Genomic DNA, 17307 nt, shown 5'->3' with positions numbered 1-17307 from the left:
AGTTTTATTGTGATAAGGGGCTTATATATAGTAATGTGCTAAAATTAAACGGTATGTCATTCTCAACCATTACTGCATTAATTGTTATTTTTGCTTTTCTTCTTACTTGCGAGTTATTGGTATTTGATAAATCATCATCTACTTCAGAGAGTACAACACCTACTTCTATATCTCTTAATCTTTCTTCATATTTCTTAATAGAAGCGTCCAAAGAGAGCCTCACCTGCTCCTCCCATTCATTTATTTTCACCAATTGACTAAATTCCAATTCCCAAATATCGGAACCATAATCTTCTCTTCCTACGATTTCACCGTACCTGGAAGTGATGATCATCATTATGTTTTGTGCTATGGATTCTTCTTTGGAACATCGGTCAACGCTTATTCCTTTAGTAAGCTGCGAAAAGTCGAGGGGTAACTTTATGTAATTCATTTTTCATTAAAATTTCGGAGTAATTTAGTAAAAAAAAACAAGAACATATGCTAAATATATTTTTTTTATCTAGAAATTATTCTATACATTCGTACAGGAAAAATTCTATATATTTAATATTTAACCCTTAAAAAAAAATTATTATGGCAATGTACAATTACGGTATTGGTGGTAATGAAGTTAAAGTGGATGCTAATGAATCAATCGCTGACATCCCATCAAACCGCACCCTTCTAATTCAAAAATTAACAGACAAAGCTCCTGTTACTCCTGAGGCTATTTACGGCTTGCAAACAGTTGAGGATGTCTTTGAAAAATTTTCTCCAACAGTTCAACTTGAACACAAAGATGAAAATGGAGCCGAAGTTAAGGAGACGATGTCTTTTAATAATCTCGGAGATTTTGATGCTAAGAAAATAAAAGAAAATAGTGACTTTTTGAGTAAATTAGACGTTGAAAAAGAACAAAACATGAAAATTTCTCGTCAGCTATCTTCTAATAGAGCGCTACTAAAAGCTTTGGAAAATCCTGATACCAGAAATGCAATTGTGCAAATGCTTGAGAATTCTATCGAAGAAATCAAACAAGCAAATAACTAATCTAAAAACTAATTAAGCTATGTCAACAAAAACTCAAGCGCAAAAGTCAACAAAAACTCAATCAGAACAGCTAGTACAAGATGCTTCTAGCGTATTAGATCTTTTAAAAGAATACGGTGGTTTTTCTTTTTTAGAAAATATGATCGATGGTTATTCTAACCTAAACCCTAATAGAAAAGCTAGAAGAAATATATTTTTAACTGATGCACAATGGAATAACGAAAGAAAAACGTTGATCAATCGTTTATCTGTTTGGTTAGATTTGTTAAAAAATAATGCTGATGTTGAAAAAATGCGTGATATTGCCAAAAATAAGGCATTAAAAGCTGAAGAAACATTAAACGCTAACTTAAAACAAGCATTAGAACGTACTAACGAACTAGAAACATCTTACAGATCTGTTGCTCTTTTCTATAAAAATACAGAAAGTGACAAAGTAAAAAATATCACTATTGTTAATGCTGATATCGATCAATTAAAAGATTTAGATAACACTTTATTTATTGATTATGTTAGTAATGAATTAAAGCAAAACTTTGATCGACTTGATTTAAGAAAAAATTATTCTTTGTTAGTAGTTCCTGGCTATTTAGGTTCTAATGCAGTATTAGATAAATGGTCTAAAGTAGCTCATGAAAATAAAGCAACTTTATTAACGGATTTCCAAAACTTAGAAACTCCTGATGATGTTGTCGATATTTTCTTCAATGCAAACCATACTGCTGGTGATGTATTTAAATCAAATACTTTAATGACTTGTAATTGGTTATTAGGTAGAAAGAGAAATGATATCGTAGGAGAAGAAGAAAACCTATACGTTCCACCTTCTTCTGCTTTAGCTGGTAAAATATACAACACCTTAATGTCTCAAGTAGTTGCTGGTAAAAAGTTTGGAGGTATCAATGAAGTAGAAAGTGTTCGTTTTGACCTAAAAAAGAGCGAAATTTCAGAACTTGAAAAAATGGGGCTCGTACCGATGGTTAATGAGTATAGTAAGGTAATGGCTTTTTCTGCTAAGACTTTATTTAATGGTGACAATTTAGGGTTGCAAACTTATTCTGTAGTACGCGTTTTTGACTATATCACGAAAGTGTTATTTGACTTTTTAAATAGACGTGCATTTGAAAACTGGACCACCAGAACAGAATCTGACTTAAGAAGCCAAATTGTAAAATTCTTAGACAGTATTCAAGGTCCTACTAAACTAATCGAACGATTTAAAGTAATGAAAATAGAACAAGATCCTAATCAAAAAGATAGGGTATTGCTAGATATTCATATCACTCCTTATTTTCCTGCAAAAAGCTTTGTTATTCAACTAGATGGTCACAAAGGTGATGGTCCAGAGGAAGCTGTATGGCACAGTGAATATAAGCAAGAAGGCTAATATCAAAAAAAGTAAACTTGGAGCTGTTATAAGCTCCAAGTTTTTTTTATAGTAAACTGTTGCTATAACATCCTCAAAAAAGAATCTCTATTTATTTCGCGAGCTCCTAAACTAGCCAAATGATCATTATACACTTGGCAATCTATCAAACGATACCCTCCATTTATCGCTAAGTGAATAAAAGCGACCTTACTCATATTACTCACATGACTAAACATACTTTCTCCACAAAAAACACCATTCCCTAAATCAACTCCATACAAACCCCCTACGAGCTCATCATTTAACCAAATTTCAATAGATTTAGCTATTCCTTTCAGATATAAATGAACATAAGCTTCTTCCATTTCATCCGTAATCCAAGTACCCAGCTCTCCTTTTCTACTTATATGCTTGCATTTATGAATTACCTCCTTAAATGCTTTATTTTCAGTTATTATAAAAGAAGTATCTCGTAATACCTTTCTCATAGATTTAGAAACTCTAATCTCTTCTGGAAATAATACCATTCTTTCTGGAGGACTATACCAAACAATCGGCTCCCCTTCATTATACCAAGGAAAAATACCATTTGAATAAGCACAAATCAACCGTTGTACAGATAAATCACCTCCCAAAGCTATAAGTCCATCCTCATTAGCTACTTCGTGCGGAGGGAATACAATTTCTTTACTTAACCAAATCATAAAACAAATATTACTAAAAACGTTTTTAACACGTAACTCCTTTATAAGAAAATATACAAAAAAAACTAAAGCCCAAGGGTTTATACTCAATAGTAACAAAAGTTCCTTGAACTTTGTTTGTTTTGCTAAAATAAACAAAACGAATCAACTAAAATTTGCATAATTTTGTAACATGGTAAAAGAACTTCAGCTCCGAGTAAATTTAATAGAAGAAAGAAAAGAGAATATTTTAAAATGGAAAGCTGCCAAAAAATTAAAAATAGCAGCTTCTGAAATTACAGGCATTAAAATATTACGTAAATCTATAGATGCTCGTAAAAAAGAAACTATATTTAACTACAAGGTTGCTGTATATATTAATGAAACTCTGCCTGATACACCTGATTATGTTTTTGACTACAAAGATGTTTCTAAGGCCAAAGAAATACACATCGTTGGCTTTGGTCCCGCTGGAATGTATGCTGCTCTCCGCTGTATTGAACTAGGTTATAAGCCCATCGTGTTAGAGCGGGGCAAAAACGTGCAAGATAGACGGAGAGACTTACGCGCTATTAATCAATTTCATGATGTCAATGAAGATTCTAATTACTGCTTTGGCGAAGGTGGTGCTGGAACCTATTCAGACGGAAAACTATATACCCGTAGTTTAAAACGTGGCGATGTTCGGAGAATTTTTGAAAATCTTGTGTATCATGGCGCTACCGAACAAATTTTAATGGATGCTCATCCTCATATTGGAACTAATAAGTTGCCAAAAATCATTCAAAATATCCGTGAAAACATCTTAAAATATGGCGGACAAATTCATTTTGAAAGCAGAGTTACTGATTTTAACATACAAGATAATAAGCTTAGAGCAATTCAATTAAAAGATGGGCGTGAAATGGAGGTTAATGCGGTAATCTTGGCTACTGGTCATTCTTCAAGGGATATTTATGAACTTTTACATAGAAAGAATATTGCTTTAAAAGCTAAATCATTTGCAATGGGGGTTCGCGTAGAGCACCCACAAGAAATTATAGATCAAATTCAATATAGTTGCACAGGACAAAGGGATGCATTGCTTCCAGCAGCAGCTTATAGCTTGGTGCATCAAGTAAGAAACAGAGGCGTGTACTCTTTCTGCATGTGCCCTGGCGGATTTATCGTTCCTGCTGCTACCTCAAATGGCGAAGTCGTAGTAAACGGAATGTCTCCTTCAAGAAGAAATAACAAGTTTGCAAATTCAGGTATTGTTGTTGAAATTGACGTTGATAAAGACCTTCCAAAATATGAAAAACATGGTGTTTTTAAAGGTTTAGAATTTCAACGAGATTTGGAAAAACTAGCTTTTAATGCTGGAGGAAAGAGTCAGGTAGCTCCTGCACAAAGACTTACAGATTTTGTAGAAGGAAAGATCTCTAACTCTTTAAATGAAACCTCTTACCAACCTGGGTTAAATGCTGCCCCACTACACTCTATATTACCTAAAATAATTGGCGGTAGGCTTCGAAAAGGATTTGCTGCTTTTGGTAAAAAAATGCACGGATACTATACTTCAGAAGCAAATATCATAGGGGTAGAATCAAGAACCTCTTCTCCCGTAAATATTCCTAGAAAAGAAAACTTAGAACATCCACAAATACAAGGATTATTCCCTTGTGGAGAAGGAGGTGGATATGCAGGTGGAATTATATCTGCCGCTATGGATGGAGAACGATGTGCAGAAGCTGCAACCTCTAACATTTAATTAACGATTTATTTTTTGATTTATAATTATTGAGTAACTACCTTTGTTCACTTATTTTTAAAGAAAATTAATTTTAATGGCCCAAAAGAGAAAAAAATCACAAAAAGAAAAAGCAAAACTTTTACATAATTACTACGCCAGAACTGGTTTTTATATGTTTATTTGGGAAAGCCTCAAAAAAGCTTTTTGGCCTGTTGTCATTGTTGTAGTTGGACTTGTTTTATTTAATAACTACGTATATAATATTAATGACGGGCTACAAAGTATTACTGAAACTTTTTCTCGCTTTGGTATTTTAACTACCTTTTTTATTTCTGAAACATTACTCGGATTGATTCCTCCAGAGATTTTTATAGCTTGGTCAAAAAAGACCGCAGCACCAATTCTTAATTTATCTCTACTAGCAACCCTATCATATACTGGGGGTATCCTATCCTATTTTATAGGAAAAGCTGCTCTAAAAATTCCATCTGTAAAAGAATATTTAGAAGTCAAAATGGCTAAAAACTTAAAAAACACTAGTAAATGGGGAGGCTTTTTGATCATTGTAGGTGCTTTGCTCCCTATCCCTTTTTCAATTACTTGCATGGCGGGAGGAATGATAAAGTATCCTTTAAAAGGGGTGGTTTTATTTGGGTTATTCCGATTTTTACGCTTTGCGATCTATGCTTGGGCTATTTTTAAGGTTGTTAACTAAATAATACTATCTTTATCGCATGGGATTAACAAATAATGATATTTTTAAAAAACTTCGTGTTGCGCATAAATTGCGTGATACTGATATTATAGAAATCTGCGCTTTAGTCGATTTTAAAGTAACTAAAGGTGAATTGGGAGCCTTTTTCAGAAAAGAAGACCATCCAAAATATATGGAATGCGGGGATCAAATTTTACGTAACTTTTTAAACGGACTTATCATCCATTTACGAGGGCCAATGCCTGCCAAAAAAGAAAGTTGATTACTTTTTTCTACCTAAAACAAAAGCGCGAAACTTAAAAATTTCGCGCTTTTGTTTTATATTCATTTGATAGCTTTTTTCTTTAGAAAGGTAAATCATCTGGCTCACTAGAATTTAAATCTGGAGCTGGTTGAAACTGATCTACAGGAGGTATATTTTGTGGAGCTGCTTGCGCTAAGTTTTCAATTCTCCATCCTTGGACTGAGTTAAAATATTTAGCCACTCCTTCTGGATTAATCCACTCCCTACCTCTTAAGTTAATAGACACCTTTACATCTTGACCTACTGCATAACTGTTCAATAAATCACATTTGTCTTGCACAAACTCTATCAATATCATTTGTGGATATTGCTCATCGGTAGTTACTACCATCTCACGTTTTCTAAACCCGTTATTACCAAATGTTTGCTCTGGGTTTATTAATTTGATCTTCCCTATAACTTCCATATTCTTAATCTATTTAATTAAAAGTACTTTCCAGGCACTTTCTACATCGTTCTTTTTTAAAAATCCTTGTGCAAATGTATGCCTTTTTGCGGGTTCTATCCCCATAAATTCAGGATTCAGTTTTGCAAAGTTATTAACAGCTTCTTCTGAAGGGAGTTCCTCTACATTTCCTAACATCCCTAGATTGTTTCCTGTTAGCACTTCACTATTTCTAATCTCTTCAGGAATCGCATCAACACCTATTCCCATTGTTGAAATAGGCTTGGGTATTTCGAAAAAGCCTTCTTTTGCTCTAGAATAATAACTTCCTCCAGCACGAGAAACTAGATCTATTTTATGCTGATCGATTGCTCCATCTTCATTCAAAACTGATTTACTAATATGTAATTTAATCACCTCACAAATCACCAAATTTCCTGCTCCACCTTCATTTCCTAGTGAAACTACTTCATTCACCTTACATTCAAATTGCACTGGAGATTCCGCCACTCGAAAAGGCTTTACTTTCTCAGAAGCGAGCATCGTAAACCCCGATTTCAAAAATTCATTAACCCCATTAGGATATTCTGTACTACTTAACGACATTTGCTGAACCATATCGTAATTCACAACATTAATAACAACTTCTTTGGTAGCTAATACATTCTCTAATGTATGCTTTGTGGTATTATCTCTTACCCTCCTTGCTGGAGAAAAAATCATAATAGGTGGATTTGCGCTAAATACATTAAAAAAGCTAAATGGCGATAAATTTGGACAACCATTTTCATCGATAGTACTAGCAAAAGCTATAGGTCTTGGTGCAACGGCTCCTAATAAATATCCATGCAGCTTACTAGTAGGGATGTCTTTTGGGTTGATTGATAACATTTTTATTTTATTTTTGGTAGGTAAAGATACTATCTATTTACAAATTTTGTTAACCACTAAATTACTTTATTCTTTTTACTTTAAAAAATATCCTAAAAGAATTATGCCCCAATCCTTTTCAAAAATAAAATGAACTTATATTTGCCCTAATGAGCTTTTTTAAAAATATTTTATGGTTAAAACGAATTGCAATTCTCATTTCGTTTAGCATTGTTTCTTTGATTCTTTGGAACACCTATGTTTTCTTTCAAAAATTTAAAAAGGAGGAACGTTCAAAGATGGAACTTTTTGCTGCTTCTATTAAAGAGTTTGCTACCAACCCTGACTTAAACAAGGATACTAATCTTAATTTTAAAATTTATGATATCATTACAGACATCCCTTTAATTTTGGTAGATAAAAATGATGAAATCATTAGTTTTGAAAATTTGGATTCCATTCAGTCTCTTAGAAGTTCTTTTTTACAAGAAAAAATGACGATAATGAAAAGTCAAAACGAGCCAATCTTGATAGAATTTGAAGGTATTACCCAAAAAATATACTACGGCAACTCCAATTTACTAAATAAATTAACCTATTACCCCATTGCCCTAATTTTAATTATGGTATTGTTTCTATCTGTAATTTATATGTTTTTTTCTTCCACTAAAGTGGCTGAGCAAAATAAACTATGGACAGGAATGGCTAAAGAAACTGCACATCAGATAGGTACTCCGCTATCTTCTCTTCTTGGTTGGATTGAAATCTTAAAAACAGAAAATATAGATGCTTCCTATATTACGGAAATGCAAAAAGACATTGATCGACTAAGTACTATTGCCAATCGCTTTTCTAAAATTGGATCAGTTCCTAAATTAGATTCACAAAATATAGTAACTATTACAAAGGCAGCATTTGATTATTTAAAATCAAGAAGTTCCAAAAAGATAACGTTCTCTTTTATCACTACTAAAAATAACTTACAAACAAACCTAAATACCGAACTCTACGGCTGGGTTATCGAAAATTTAGTTAAAAATGCTATTGACGCAATGCAAGGTAAAGGGATACTAACACTTTCTATAAAAGAATACGACCAAAACATTAAAATTACGATCTCTGATACAGGAAAAGGAATCCCTAAATCAAAATTCAAGCAGGTTTTCACTCCTGGTTTTACCACTAAAAAAAGAGGTTGGGGCTTAGGTTTATCGCTATCTAAAAGAATTATCAACGATTATCATAACGGAAAAATATCCATTCTCAAATCTGAGCTAAATAAAGGAACAACTTTTCAAATTTTGCTTCATAAAAACTAATTAAGCAAAATTTGCTGCTACTTTTTGAGCTAACAAAGTAAATTCTTCTGCTGTTAATGTTACTTTTTGAGTAAATTGCATATCTACCATTTGGTGGATAGGAATTAAATGTACATGTACATGGGGCACTTCTAAACCTATTACACTCATACCTATTCTTTTGCAATCAATTGTTTTTTCTAAAGCTTTAGCTACTCTATAAGAAAAAGACATGAGCCCATCGTACTCTTCCTTAGTTAAGTCAAACAACTTATTTTCTTCTCTTTTTGGCACTACTAAGGTATGCCCTTTGGCATTCGGATTGATATCAAAAAAAGCGTAAAAATTTTCATCCTCTGCTATTTTATATGAAGGAATCTCCCCTGTTATAATTTTTGTAAATATGCTCATAATTTTAATTTCAGTAAAAATAAAAAAGAATTCGTGTTTTGAAATATTATCAAAACACGAATGTATAACGATTAATAATCTAACTAGGTTGTTTATCTAGAAATTTCTACTATTTCAAACTTCATGATACCATTAGGCACCTTAATTTCAGCTGTTTCACCAACTTTTTTCCCTAACAAACCTTTTCCTATAGGAGAGTTTACAGATAACTTCCCATTACTAACATCCGTTTCTGAATCTGCTACTAACGTATAAACAAACTCCATTCCATTAGCTGTATTTTTCAACTTTACAACAGAATGTATTAATATTTTAGAAGTATCTAACTGACTTTCATCAATAATACGAGCATTAGAAACTACATTTTTTAATTTTGCTATTTTAAATTCTAATAAAGATTGCTCTTCTTTTGCTGCATGATACTCTGCATTTTCACTTAGATCTCCTTTATCTCTAGCGTCCGCTATTTCCTGCGAAACTCTTGGTCTTTCTACCTGCTCCAATTGAGCCAACTCCTCTTTTAACTTTTTGAGTCCTTCTGGTGTATAATATGATACGTTACTCATAACTTTTTAAATTTAAAAATCTCAGACCGACTAATCAGAATGAGATTGTCTTACAAATGTACAAAATATTTGTAACTTGCCTTCGTTTTACAAATATCCTAATAGCTTAAACATGAAAAAAGCCTTTCTTACGGTTATTCTAGCATCTTTAATTAGCTGTGGCTCTGATACAATCATTAACAATTGTTTCCAAAATACCATTGCTACTATTAGCTTAGACCTTAACACTCCTCAATTAAACGGAATATTAACTCCTTCTGGAACTGCTGTCATTTCAGGAGGCATTAACGGTATTGTACTTTTTAACAAAGGGACTACAGGAGGGAGTTTTTCAAACATAGTTGCCTTAGATAGACAATGCCCTAAAAGAGACTGTAATGCTCCTATGACTGTTAACGCTCCTTTTTTAGAATGTTCTTGTGACAATAGTAGGTACAGTATGCTTAACGGATGCCCTACAAAGGGAGACTGTAATTGCGGAGCTAGAACCTATACTGTAAATCAAAATGGAACCAGCATTCAAATAACTAATTAATATCAGCTTTTAGTAAAATTAGATTCTTATTTTTGCGATAACAACAACACACTAACATATTTATCGTGAATAATTATTTTTCTTCAAACTTCAAACTAGGAGTTTTAGGTGGCGGACAATTAGGTCGGATGTTACTTTCTGAAACTCAAAAGCTTGATATCTATACTGCTATTTTAGATAAAAACCCTGAAGCTCCTTGCGCAACAATATGCAATGAATTTCATCAAGGCGATTTATTAGATTTTGATACTGTTTATAATTTTGGTAAAAGAGTAGATCTTCTCACCATTGAAATTGAAAATGTTAATATTGATGCCCTTGATAAATTAGAAGCAGAAGGGGTAATTATCTATCCAAAACCTAAAAACATACGCATTATTCAAAATAAAGCGCAGCAAAAAAATTTTTATAAAGATCATAATATCCCTACAGCAACCTATTCTCACTATGCCTATTTAGAAGAATTAAAACATTCTTTTCAAAACGGCATTATAGCATTCCCTTTTGTATGGAAAGCTGCCAGATTTGGATATGACGGAACAGGGGTAAAAATAGTTCGCAATTTTGACGACTTAGAAAATTTACCCTCTGGAGAATGCATCGCTGAAAAATTAGTCCCATTTAAAAATGAATTAGCCGTCATTGTTGCAAGGAACCAAAATGGCGAAATAAAGACATACCCCGTTGTAGAAATGGAGTTTCATCCAGAAGCAAACCAAGTAGAGTACGTTATTTGCCCTGCGAGAATTGCGCCTACTATTGCTCAAAAAGCACAAGAGATTGCCTTAAAAGTTGCAAATTCATTTGACTTTGTTGGCTTATTAGCTGTTGAGATGTTTCTAACAGAAAATGATGAAATTTTGGTAAACGAAGTGGCCCCGAGAACGCATAATTCAGGGCACTACTCTATTGAAGCTAGCTATACAAGCCAATTTGAGCAACACTTGAGAAGTATTTTAAACCTTCCGCTTGGAAGTACAGAAAGTAAACTTGCTGGAATTATGGTTAATTTGGTTGGTGAAGAAAATTTTACAGGAGATGTTACTTATAAAAACATAGATAAAATATTAGAAATGGATGGCGTTACTCCTCATCTTTACGGAAAAAAAACAACCAAACCCTTTCGAAAAATGGGGCATGTTACCATAGTTAATAAAGACATAAATAAAGCAAGAGAAATTGCGCAAATAGTTAAAGAAACCATAAAAGTAGTTAGCAAATAAGATGATAGGAATTATAATGGGAAGCGACTCAGATCTTCCAGTAATGCAAGAAGCAATTGATATTTTAGAAAGTTTTGATATCCAGATAGAAGTAGATATCGTATCAGCACATAGGACTCCTGAAAAATTGGTAGATTATTCTAAAAACGCACACAAAAGAGGTATAAAAGTAATTATTGCAGGGGCCGGTGGTGCTGCTCATTTACCAGGAATGGTTGCTTCTATGAGCCCTTTACCTGTAATAGGGGTTCCTGTAAAAAGCAGAAATTCTATTGATGGATGGGATTCTGTTTTATCAATACTCCAAATGCCTGGAGGAGTACCCGTTGCTACCGTAGCTCTCAATGGAGCTAAGAATGCAGGAATTTTGGCTGCTCAAATTATTAGTACTTCTGACAAATGCGTTCTAGATAAGATAATAGCTTATAAAGAAGGTTTGAAACTAAAAGTTGAAAAGGCTTCTGAACGAGTAAAAGCATAATAATATCATTAAATATGTCAAATTAAAAATGAATAATCCATTATTACTAGATTTTAATACAGCTCCTTTTTCTAACATTTCTTCAGAAAATTATATGCCTGCTATTTCCGAGGCAATAAAAATAGCGAAAGAAGAAATACGTAGCATTACTCAAAATACTGAAGCTCCTACTTTTGAAAATACTATTGTTGCTTTAGATTTTGTAGGGGAAAGATTAAATAGAATCACTGCTATTTTCTTTAATTTAAACTCAGCAGAAACCAATGAAGCTATTCAAAAAATAGCGAAAGAAATATCGCCTTGGTTAAGTGATTTTAAAAACGACATGATGTTAAATCGTACTCTTTTTGAAAGGGTAAAAGCCGTATATGCCCAAAGAGCACAACTAAATTTAACTCCTGAACAAGCTACTTTGCTTGATAAACAATATAAAAGCTTTGCAAGAAACGGTGCTAATTTAGATGAAGCAGACAAAGCTAAACTTCGTAAATTAGATGCTGAGTTATCAAAACTTTCTCTTCAATTTGGAGAAAATGTGTTAGCAGAAACGAATGCTTTTGAAATGCACTTAACTGATGAAAGCGACCTAAAGGGGTTGCCTGAAAGTGCTAAAGAAGCAGCAAAAGAACTTGCCAAAGCTAAAGAAAAAGAAGGTTGGATTATTACCTTAGACTATCCTAGCTATATTCCTTTTATGACCTATGCTGATAATCGCGAACTACGAAAAAAATTAGCCATCGCTTTTGGTAGAAAAGCTTTTCAAAAAAAGGAGCATAACAATGAGGAAATCGTTTTAAATATTGTAAAACTTCGTCATAAAAGAGCTAATTTACTAGGTTATGAAACCCATGCTCATTTTGTTTTGGAGGAAAGAATGGCTGCATCACCAGAAACAGTATTCGCTTTTGCCAATGATTTATTAGAAAAGGCAAAACCTGCTGCAAAGCGCGAATTTGCCAATTTAGAAAATTATGCGAGAAAGTTAGACGGGATAGAGCAACTCCAAAAATGGGACGGTGCTTATTATTCTGAAAAACTTAAAAAAGAACTTTTTAGCTTAGATCAAGAAACTTTAAAACCTTATTTTAAACTAGAGAACGTTATTAATGGTGCTTTTCTAATCGCACATAAATTATTCGACTTACAGTTCAAAGAAGTAGATACTATTGACACCTATCATAAAGATGTAAAAACATATACTGTAACAGATAATGATGGGCACTTTATAGCTTACCTATATGCTGATTTTCACCCAAGGGCAGGAAAACGTAACGGGGCTTGGATGACTTCCTATAAAAGCCAGCAAATAAAAAATGGAATAAATGAACGCCCTCACATTTCTATTGTATGTAATTTCACTAAGCCTACTAAAACCAAACCTTCTTTATTAACCTTTAATGAAGTGACTACCTTATTCCATGAATTTGGTCATGCATTACATGGAATGCTTGCTAATACTACTTACAGTAGCTTGTCTGGAACTTCTGTTTCTTGGGATTTTGTTGAACTCCCTAGCCAAATATTCGAAAATTGGTGCTATGAGAAGGAAGCTTTAGAATTATTTGCAAAACATTACGAAACTGGAGAAATCATCCCTATGGAATATGTTGAAAAAATAAAAGAATCCGCTAGTTTCCAGGAAGGAATGCAAACTTTACGCCAATTAAGCTTTGGCTTATTAGATATGGCTTGGCATGCTGGCAGCTCTCCAGAAACGATTACTTCTGTTAAAGATTTTGAAACGGCTTCTTTTACAGAAACACAACTATATCCTGATGTTACTGAAAATTGTATGAGTACTTCTTTTTCTCATATTTTTCAAGGAGGCTATTCAGCAGGTTATTATTCTTACAAATGGGCAGAGGTACTCGATGCTGATGCTTTTGAATATTTTTTAGAAAAGGGAATTTTCAATAAAGAAGTTGCCGATAAATTTAAAAACCATATACTTTCAAAGGGAGGTACAGAAAAACCAATGCAATTATACAAACGCTTTCGCGGCAAAGAGCCAAAATCAGATGCTCTGTTAAAACGAGCTGGTTTAATTTAATTACGGATTTACCATTTGAAATTACCGAAATAAGAAAATTTTTCAGGCTTCATGGCAAATTATAACTCAAATTAAAAGGAATTATCTTTTGGGGTAATTCCTTTTTTAATGGCAGATTGGGGTTCTGGGCTATTTTATCTTAACTATGATTTTTATATAGTAAGCCTTTGTTTTTACAAAACAATTATGCATAGGTAACCATATCAAAATCACTTTATTTATTTTTCTCTTCAATCCACTTACTCATATACTTAGTAGCTTGCAATGTTTGGTGCTGTAATACCCTTCCTAAAAAATTTTGTTGCCTATGCAATTCCAGACCTTTTTGAAGCTTCTTCACCTGCATAATAAAAGAAGTTCCTAAGCGCTCTTTGTCATAAACCTGATTAATAATAGCGATTCCTTTTTGTTGGGCTTTTTTCCACACATTTTCGTTCTCATACAACGTTACTGCTTTTTCTGAAAATACTTCAAAATCATCCTCAACAAAACCATTCCACGGTAAATTTGCGTGCATTCCTTCTGCTCCTATTGAAGTAGTAATACTGGGGGTACCATTACTCATTCCTTCTGTTAACTTTCCTTTTATACCCGCCCCAAATCTTAACGGAGCAATTACTACTCGCGCGTTCTCAACTACCTTTTTCGCCTCCTTGGCGTATCCTTTTACTAAAAAGCCCTCTTTTTCATTATGCAATTGAGCTATTTGTTGAGTCATATACGCTCCGTAAATATGTAACTCTACTTTAGGCAATTGCTTTCTTATGTTTTTCCATATTCTCTTTTTCATTTGTAAAACAGCATCAACATTAGGAGCGTGTAAAAAATTTCCTATACAAACAAAATGACTTCTTTCTTCAAAAGTCTTCCAAGAAATACGTTTTTCCTTTTCTACCTTAGGTAATAAAAACGGAAGGTAATACAGTAAGTTTCTATCTATCTTAAAAACTGTTTGAAGTAACTCCATTTCATAGCTAGAAATAATCAATGACATGTCACATCGTAAAATAGCAGCTATCTCCCTTTTGGCAATAGTTGCACTTAATAAATCTTCTACTGAAAAACTTTCTCCCTTCTTAAGCTGTTCATGGCGTGTTTTTCTCAGGCAATGTAAATCTTCTGTATCTAATATACGTAATGAATTTGGCGAATATTCAGCTACCCTCCAACCAAACTGCTCTTCCATCATAAAACGATCGAATAACACTATAGAGGGTTTCATTTTTTGAATAAAGGAATCAAAAGAACTATCATTCAACTCTATAGGGCTCTCTTTAACATGCAACAATGATAAATCCATTGCTCTTTCACTTCTTTGAGCTGGTGATGCAAAAGTAACTTCATATCCTTCCTTCTGAAACAATGTTATTAATTGCAACATTCTACTTCCTGCAGCTGAAGAATTAGGTGCTACCCAAACATAACCGATAATTAAAACCTTATTCATTTAATTTAGTTTCGCCTCGTAAATAGATTCCTGTTCCTTAGCCCAATCTACAATAGTTTTTATCTGGTTTTCTGTTAACCTAGCATCTGCATGCGTCCAAGTATATGATTTTAAAGGCATTTCTCTTTCTTCCATCTCCTCATAAATTTCCTCCATTTTATGTGCCTTCTTTTTTAGTGAGTAAGACTGCCATTCAGAAAGATTTAAATGCTCCTTTCCTTCTTCAATATGATGCGCCATCCAATAATTAACAGGTGTTATATTATAGTACCAAGGGTATTTTGTAATGCTACTATGACAATCAAAACATGCCGATTTAAGAACTTCTACCACTTCTTTATTTGCTTTCGTTTCTGTTATAAAATACGTTAACGAACTTGATTCTCCTTCATTTTTATTCGGTTTAAAAAATTGCATTCCTGCAAAAACAAGCACTATTAACAAGCCCCCTTTTGGTGAAATTTTCATATGGTATTAATTTTAGCGTCTAAATATAGTAATTCTTATGAAGATTAAATTTTATATATAAATAATTGTATTTTTGTAGCTTAAAATGAGACTTCAAAATAAAATAAAAAATAACTCATGAAATACGATATTATCGTTATTGGTTCTGGTCCTGGAGGTTATATTGCCGCGGTTAGAGCTTCTCAATTAGGAAAAAAAGTTGCTATTATTGAAAAATACGCAACCTTAGGAGGAACTTGTTTAAACGTTGGATGTATTCCTTCAAAGGCTCTTTTAGATAGTTCTCATCACTATTATGACGCTGTTCATCATTTTGAAGAGCATGGAATTTCTGTTGAAAATCCTGCATTCGACTTTGGTAAAATGGTGGAGCGAAAAGCAAAAGTTGTTGAACAAACTACGGGAGGAATCAAGTACTTAATGGATAAAAACAATATAGCTGTTTTTGAAGGGTTAGGTTCTTTTGTGGATGCTACACATGTCAAAATCACAAAAAATGATGATACCGAGGAAATCATTGAAGGTACTAACACCATTATAGCAACTGGATCTAAACCATCAACACTACCTTTTATTTCTCTAGACAAGGAAAGAATAATTACTTCTACAGAAGCTTTGAAACTAAAAGAAGTTCCTAAACATTTATTAGTAATTGGTGGTGGAGTTATTGGATTGGAATTAGGTTCTGTTTATAAACGATTAGGAGCCGAAGTTACTGTTATTGAGTATGCTCCAAAAATTACTCCAACAATGGATGCCGATGTTTCTAAAGAACTTACTAAAGTCCTCAAAAAACAAGGTGTTAAATTTAACGTAAGTCATGGTGTAACCGCTGTAGAAAGAAAGGGAGAAGAGGTCATCGTTAAAGCTACAAATAAAAAAGGAGCTGAAGTAGAGTTTAAAGGAGACTATTGTTTAGTTGCTGTTGGTCGTAAACCATACACGGAAGGTTTAGCTTTAGAAAATGCTGGGGTAAAACTAAATGAAAGAAATCAGGTAGCCGTTAACAGTCACTTACAAACGAATATTTCTAATATATATGCAATCGGTGATGTTGTTGAAGGAGCGATGCTTGCTCATAAAGCAGAAGAAGAAGGCGTTGTTGTTGCGGAGTATTTAGCTGGCCAAAAACCTCATATCGATTATAATTTAATCCCTGGTATTGTATATACTTGGCCAGAGGTTGCTGCTGTTGGCAAAACAGAAGACGAATTAAAAACTGCTGGTATCGCATATAAAGCAGGGAAATTTTCTATGAGGGCATTAGGTCGCTCACGCGCAAGCGGAGATATTGATGGTTTTGTAAAGGTATTAGCTGATAAAAATACTGATGAAGTCTTAGGAGTCCACATTGTTGGAGCCCGCGCTGCTGATTTAATAATGGAAGCTGCCGTAGCTATGGAATTTAGAGCCTCAGCAGAAGATATCGCTCGTATTTGCCATGGGCATCCTACCTATTCAGAAGCGGTAAAAGAAGCTGCAAAAGCTGCTTGGGATGGAAAACCTCTAAACGCCTAGTATAAAATTATATAAACTAAAAGAGGCTGTCTGAAAAGGCAGCCTCTTTTAGTTTATAAATTAATTCCTTTTGTAAATCATAACTAGTATAAATACAAAAAGTTGCTTTAGTATCAGCAAGAAATATGACGCTGTAAACCTTAAAAAACACTTCTTAATAATTTCATAAAATGCTCACGTCCTTATTATTCAATGCCAAGTTTATTCGTAAATTCGCCCC

19 protein-coding genes are annotated in these 17307 nt (G+C 33.4%); 11 read left to right on the top strand and 8 right to left on the bottom strand.

What is annotated here, in order from left to right; genetic code table 11:
* Positions 1–4 precede the first annotated feature (4 nt).
* Entirely contained in the window at positions 5–433 is a 429-nt protein-coding gene (locus MARIT_RS03860; protein WP_024741798.1) for a GPW/gp25 family protein, read from the bottom strand.
* Positions 434–576: 143 nt separating this feature from the next.
* Between MARIT_RS03860 and MARIT_RS03855 the strand changes: the two genes are divergently transcribed.
* Both MARIT_RS03855 and MARIT_RS03850 read left to right on the top strand, forming a co-directional pair.
* Positions 577–1032, top strand: a complete 456-nt coding sequence (locus tag MARIT_RS03855; RefSeq protein ID WP_024741799.1) for a hypothetical protein — start codon at positions 577–579, stop codon at positions 1030–1032.
* Between the two features lie 19 nt (positions 1033–1051).
* Positions 1052–2419: a DUF5458 family protein gene (locus tag MARIT_RS03850; RefSeq protein ID WP_024741800.1), complete on the top strand. Its 1368-nt coding sequence runs from the start codon at positions 1052–1054 to the stop codon at positions 2417–2419.
* 62 nt (positions 2420–2481) lie between these two features.
* Here the strand turns inward: MARIT_RS03850 and aat are convergent, their stop codons facing one another.
* On the bottom strand, positions 2482–3105 hold the full coding sequence (gene aat / locus MARIT_RS03845) for a leucyl/phenylalanyl-tRNA--protein transferase (RefSeq protein WP_024741801.1): 624 nt from the start codon (positions 3103–3105) through the stop codon (positions 2482–2484).
* A gap of 172 nt (positions 3106–3277) precedes the next feature.
* Here aat and MARIT_RS03840 point away from each other — a divergent pair, with 172 nt between their 5' ends.
* From MARIT_RS03840 to MARIT_RS03830, 3 genes are all read left to right on the top strand, one after another.
* Positions 3278–4834: an NAD(P)/FAD-dependent oxidoreductase gene (locus MARIT_RS03840; RefSeq protein ID WP_100210808.1), complete on the top strand. Its 1557-nt coding sequence runs from the start codon at positions 3278–3280 to the stop codon at positions 4832–4834.
* Positions 4835–4910: 76 nt separating this feature from the next.
* Positions 4911–5531: a YqaA family protein gene (locus MARIT_RS03835; RefSeq protein WP_100210807.1), complete on the top strand. Its 621-nt coding sequence runs from the start codon at positions 4911–4913 to the stop codon at positions 5529–5531.
* Positions 5532–5550: 19 nt separating this feature from the next.
* Positions 5551–5793: a DUF1456 family protein gene (locus tag MARIT_RS03830; protein ID WP_024741804.1), complete on the top strand. Its 243-nt coding sequence runs from the start codon at positions 5551–5553 to the stop codon at positions 5791–5793.
* A gap of 82 nt (positions 5794–5875) precedes the next feature.
* Here MARIT_RS03830 and MARIT_RS03825 read toward each other — a convergent pair whose 3' ends face one another.
* Both MARIT_RS03825 and MARIT_RS03820 read right to left on the bottom strand, forming a co-directional pair.
* Complete coding sequence (locus MARIT_RS03825; RefSeq protein ID WP_100210806.1) at positions 5876–6241, bottom strand: DUF3127 domain-containing protein; 366 nt, start codon at positions 6239–6241, stop codon at positions 5876–5878.
* 9 nt (positions 6242–6250) lie between these two features.
* Complete coding sequence (locus tag MARIT_RS03820; RefSeq protein ID WP_100210805.1) at positions 6251–7111, bottom strand: flavin reductase family protein; 861 nt, start codon at positions 7109–7111, stop codon at positions 6251–6253.
* 149 nt (positions 7112–7260) lie between these two features.
* On the opposite strand from MARIT_RS03820, the gene MARIT_RS03815 reads away from it, so the two are divergent.
* Positions 7261–8409: an ATP-binding protein gene (locus MARIT_RS03815; protein WP_024741807.1), complete on the top strand. Its 1149-nt coding sequence runs from the start codon at positions 7261–7263 to the stop codon at positions 8407–8409.
* Here MARIT_RS03815 and MARIT_RS03810 read toward each other — a convergent pair whose 3' ends face one another.
* Complete coding sequence (locus MARIT_RS03810; protein WP_100210804.1) at positions 8410–8799, bottom strand: HIT family protein; 390 nt, start codon at positions 8797–8799, stop codon at positions 8410–8412.
* A gap of 92 nt (positions 8800–8891) precedes the next feature.
* Entirely contained in the window at positions 8892–9365 is a 474-nt protein-coding gene (gene greA / locus MARIT_RS03805) for a transcription elongation factor GreA (protein ID WP_024741809.1), read from the bottom strand.
* A gap of 112 nt (positions 9366–9477) precedes the next feature.
* Between greA and MARIT_RS03800 the strand changes: the two genes are divergently transcribed.
* From MARIT_RS03800 to MARIT_RS03785, 4 genes are all read left to right on the top strand, one after another.
* Positions 9478–9900: a Rieske (2Fe-2S) protein gene (locus MARIT_RS03800; protein ID WP_024741810.1), complete on the top strand. Its 423-nt coding sequence runs from the start codon at positions 9478–9480 to the stop codon at positions 9898–9900.
* A 65-nt stretch (positions 9901–9965) separates the two neighbouring features.
* Entirely contained in the window at positions 9966–11123 is a 1158-nt protein-coding gene (locus MARIT_RS03795; protein ID WP_024741811.1) for a 5-(carboxyamino)imidazole ribonucleotide synthase, read from the top strand.
* A 1-nt stretch (position 11124) separates the two neighbouring features.
* Positions 11125–11604: a 5-(carboxyamino)imidazole ribonucleotide mutase gene (gene purE / locus MARIT_RS03790; RefSeq protein WP_024741812.1), complete on the top strand. Its 480-nt coding sequence runs from the start codon at positions 11125–11127 to the stop codon at positions 11602–11604.
* A gap of 28 nt (positions 11605–11632) precedes the next feature.
* On the top strand, positions 11633–13654 hold the full coding sequence (locus tag MARIT_RS03785) for a M3 family metallopeptidase (RefSeq protein ID WP_100210803.1): 2022 nt from the start codon (positions 11633–11635) through the stop codon (positions 13652–13654).
* Between the two features lie 214 nt (positions 13655–13868).
* Here MARIT_RS03785 and MARIT_RS03780 read toward each other — a convergent pair whose 3' ends face one another.
* The gene (locus tag MARIT_RS03780) at positions 13869–15101 is read right to left on the bottom strand and encodes a glycosyltransferase family 4 protein (RefSeq protein WP_100210802.1); all 1233 of its coding nucleotides are present in this window, start codon (positions 15099–15101) and stop codon (positions 13869–13871) included.
* Positions 15102–15569 carry a heme-binding domain-containing protein gene (locus MARIT_RS03775; protein WP_100210801.1) on the bottom strand — a complete coding sequence of 156 codons (468 nt, stop codon included), beginning with the start codon at positions 15567–15569 and terminating at the stop codon, positions 15102–15104.
* 117 nt (positions 15570–15686) lie between these two features.
* Between MARIT_RS03775 and lpdA the strand changes: the two genes are divergently transcribed.
* On the top strand, positions 15687–17087 hold the full coding sequence (gene lpdA, locus MARIT_RS03770) for a dihydrolipoyl dehydrogenase (protein WP_100210800.1): 1401 nt from the start codon (positions 15687–15689) through the stop codon (positions 17085–17087).
* Positions 17088–17307 lie beyond the last annotated feature (220 nt).

The organism is Tenacibaculum maritimum NCIMB 2154 (assembly GCF_900119795.1).
In the GTDB taxonomy this organism is placed as follows: Bacteria; Bacteroidota; Bacteroidia; order Flavobacteriales; family Flavobacteriaceae; genus Polaribacter; species Polaribacter maritimus.
This window is presented reverse-complemented; position numbering and strand designations above follow the sequence as displayed.

Bases quoted from the DNA above. Each gene is read 5' to 3' on its own strand.
- MARIT_RS03860 (WP_024741798.1), bottom strand. From the start codon at position 433: ATGAATTACATAAAGTTACCCCTCGACTTTTCGCAGCTTACTAAAGGA.
- MARIT_RS03855 (WP_024741799.1), top strand. From the start codon at position 577: ATGGCAATGTACAATTACGGTATTGGTGGTAATGAAGTTAAAGTGGAT.
- MARIT_RS03850 (WP_024741800.1), top strand. From the start codon at position 1,052: ATGTCAACAAAAACTCAAGCGCAAAAGTCAACAAAAACTCAATCAGAA.
- aat (WP_024741801.1), bottom strand. From the start codon at position 3,105: ATGATTTGGTTAAGTAAAGAAATTGTATTCCCTCCGCACGAAGTAGCT.
- MARIT_RS03840 (WP_100210808.1), top strand. From the start codon at position 3,278: ATGGTAAAAGAACTTCAGCTCCGAGTAAATTTAATAGAAGAAAGAAAA.
- MARIT_RS03835 (WP_100210807.1), top strand. From the start codon at position 4,911: ATGGCCCAAAAGAGAAAAAAATCACAAAAAGAAAAAGCAAAACTTTTA.
- MARIT_RS03830 (WP_024741804.1), top strand. From the start codon at position 5,551: ATGGGATTAACAAATAATGATATTTTTAAAAAACTTCGTGTTGCGCAT.
- MARIT_RS03825 (WP_100210806.1), bottom strand. From the start codon at position 6,241: ATGGAAGTTATAGGGAAGATCAAATTAATAAACCCAGAGCAAACATTT.
- MARIT_RS03820 (WP_100210805.1), bottom strand. From the start codon at position 7,111: ATGTTATCAATCAACCCAAAAGACATCCCTACTAGTAAGCTGCATGGA.
- MARIT_RS03815 (WP_024741807.1), top strand. From the start codon at position 7,261: ATGAGCTTTTTTAAAAATATTTTATGGTTAAAACGAATTGCAATTCTC.
- MARIT_RS03810 (WP_100210804.1), bottom strand. From the start codon at position 8,799: ATGAGCATATTTACAAAAATTATAACAGGGGAGATTCCTTCATATAAA.
- greA (WP_024741809.1), bottom strand. From the start codon at position 9,365: ATGAGTAACGTATCATATTATACACCAGAAGGACTCAAAAAGTTAAAA.
- MARIT_RS03800 (WP_024741810.1), top strand. From the start codon at position 9,478: ATGAAAAAAGCCTTTCTTACGGTTATTCTAGCATCTTTAATTAGCTGT.
- purE (WP_024741812.1), top strand. From the start codon at position 11,125: ATGATAGGAATTATAATGGGAAGCGACTCAGATCTTCCAGTAATGCAA.
- MARIT_RS03785 (WP_100210803.1), top strand. From the start codon at position 11,633: ATGAATAATCCATTATTACTAGATTTTAATACAGCTCCTTTTTCTAAC.
- MARIT_RS03780 (WP_100210802.1), bottom strand. From the start codon at position 15,101: ATGAATAAGGTTTTAATTATCGGTTATGTTTGGGTAGCACCTAATTCT.
- MARIT_RS03775 (WP_100210801.1), bottom strand. From the start codon at position 15,569: ATGAAAATTTCACCAAAAGGGGGCTTGTTAATAGTGCTTGTTTTTGCA.
- lpdA (WP_100210800.1), top strand. From the start codon at position 15,687: ATGAAATACGATATTATCGTTATTGGTTCTGGTCCTGGAGGTTATATT.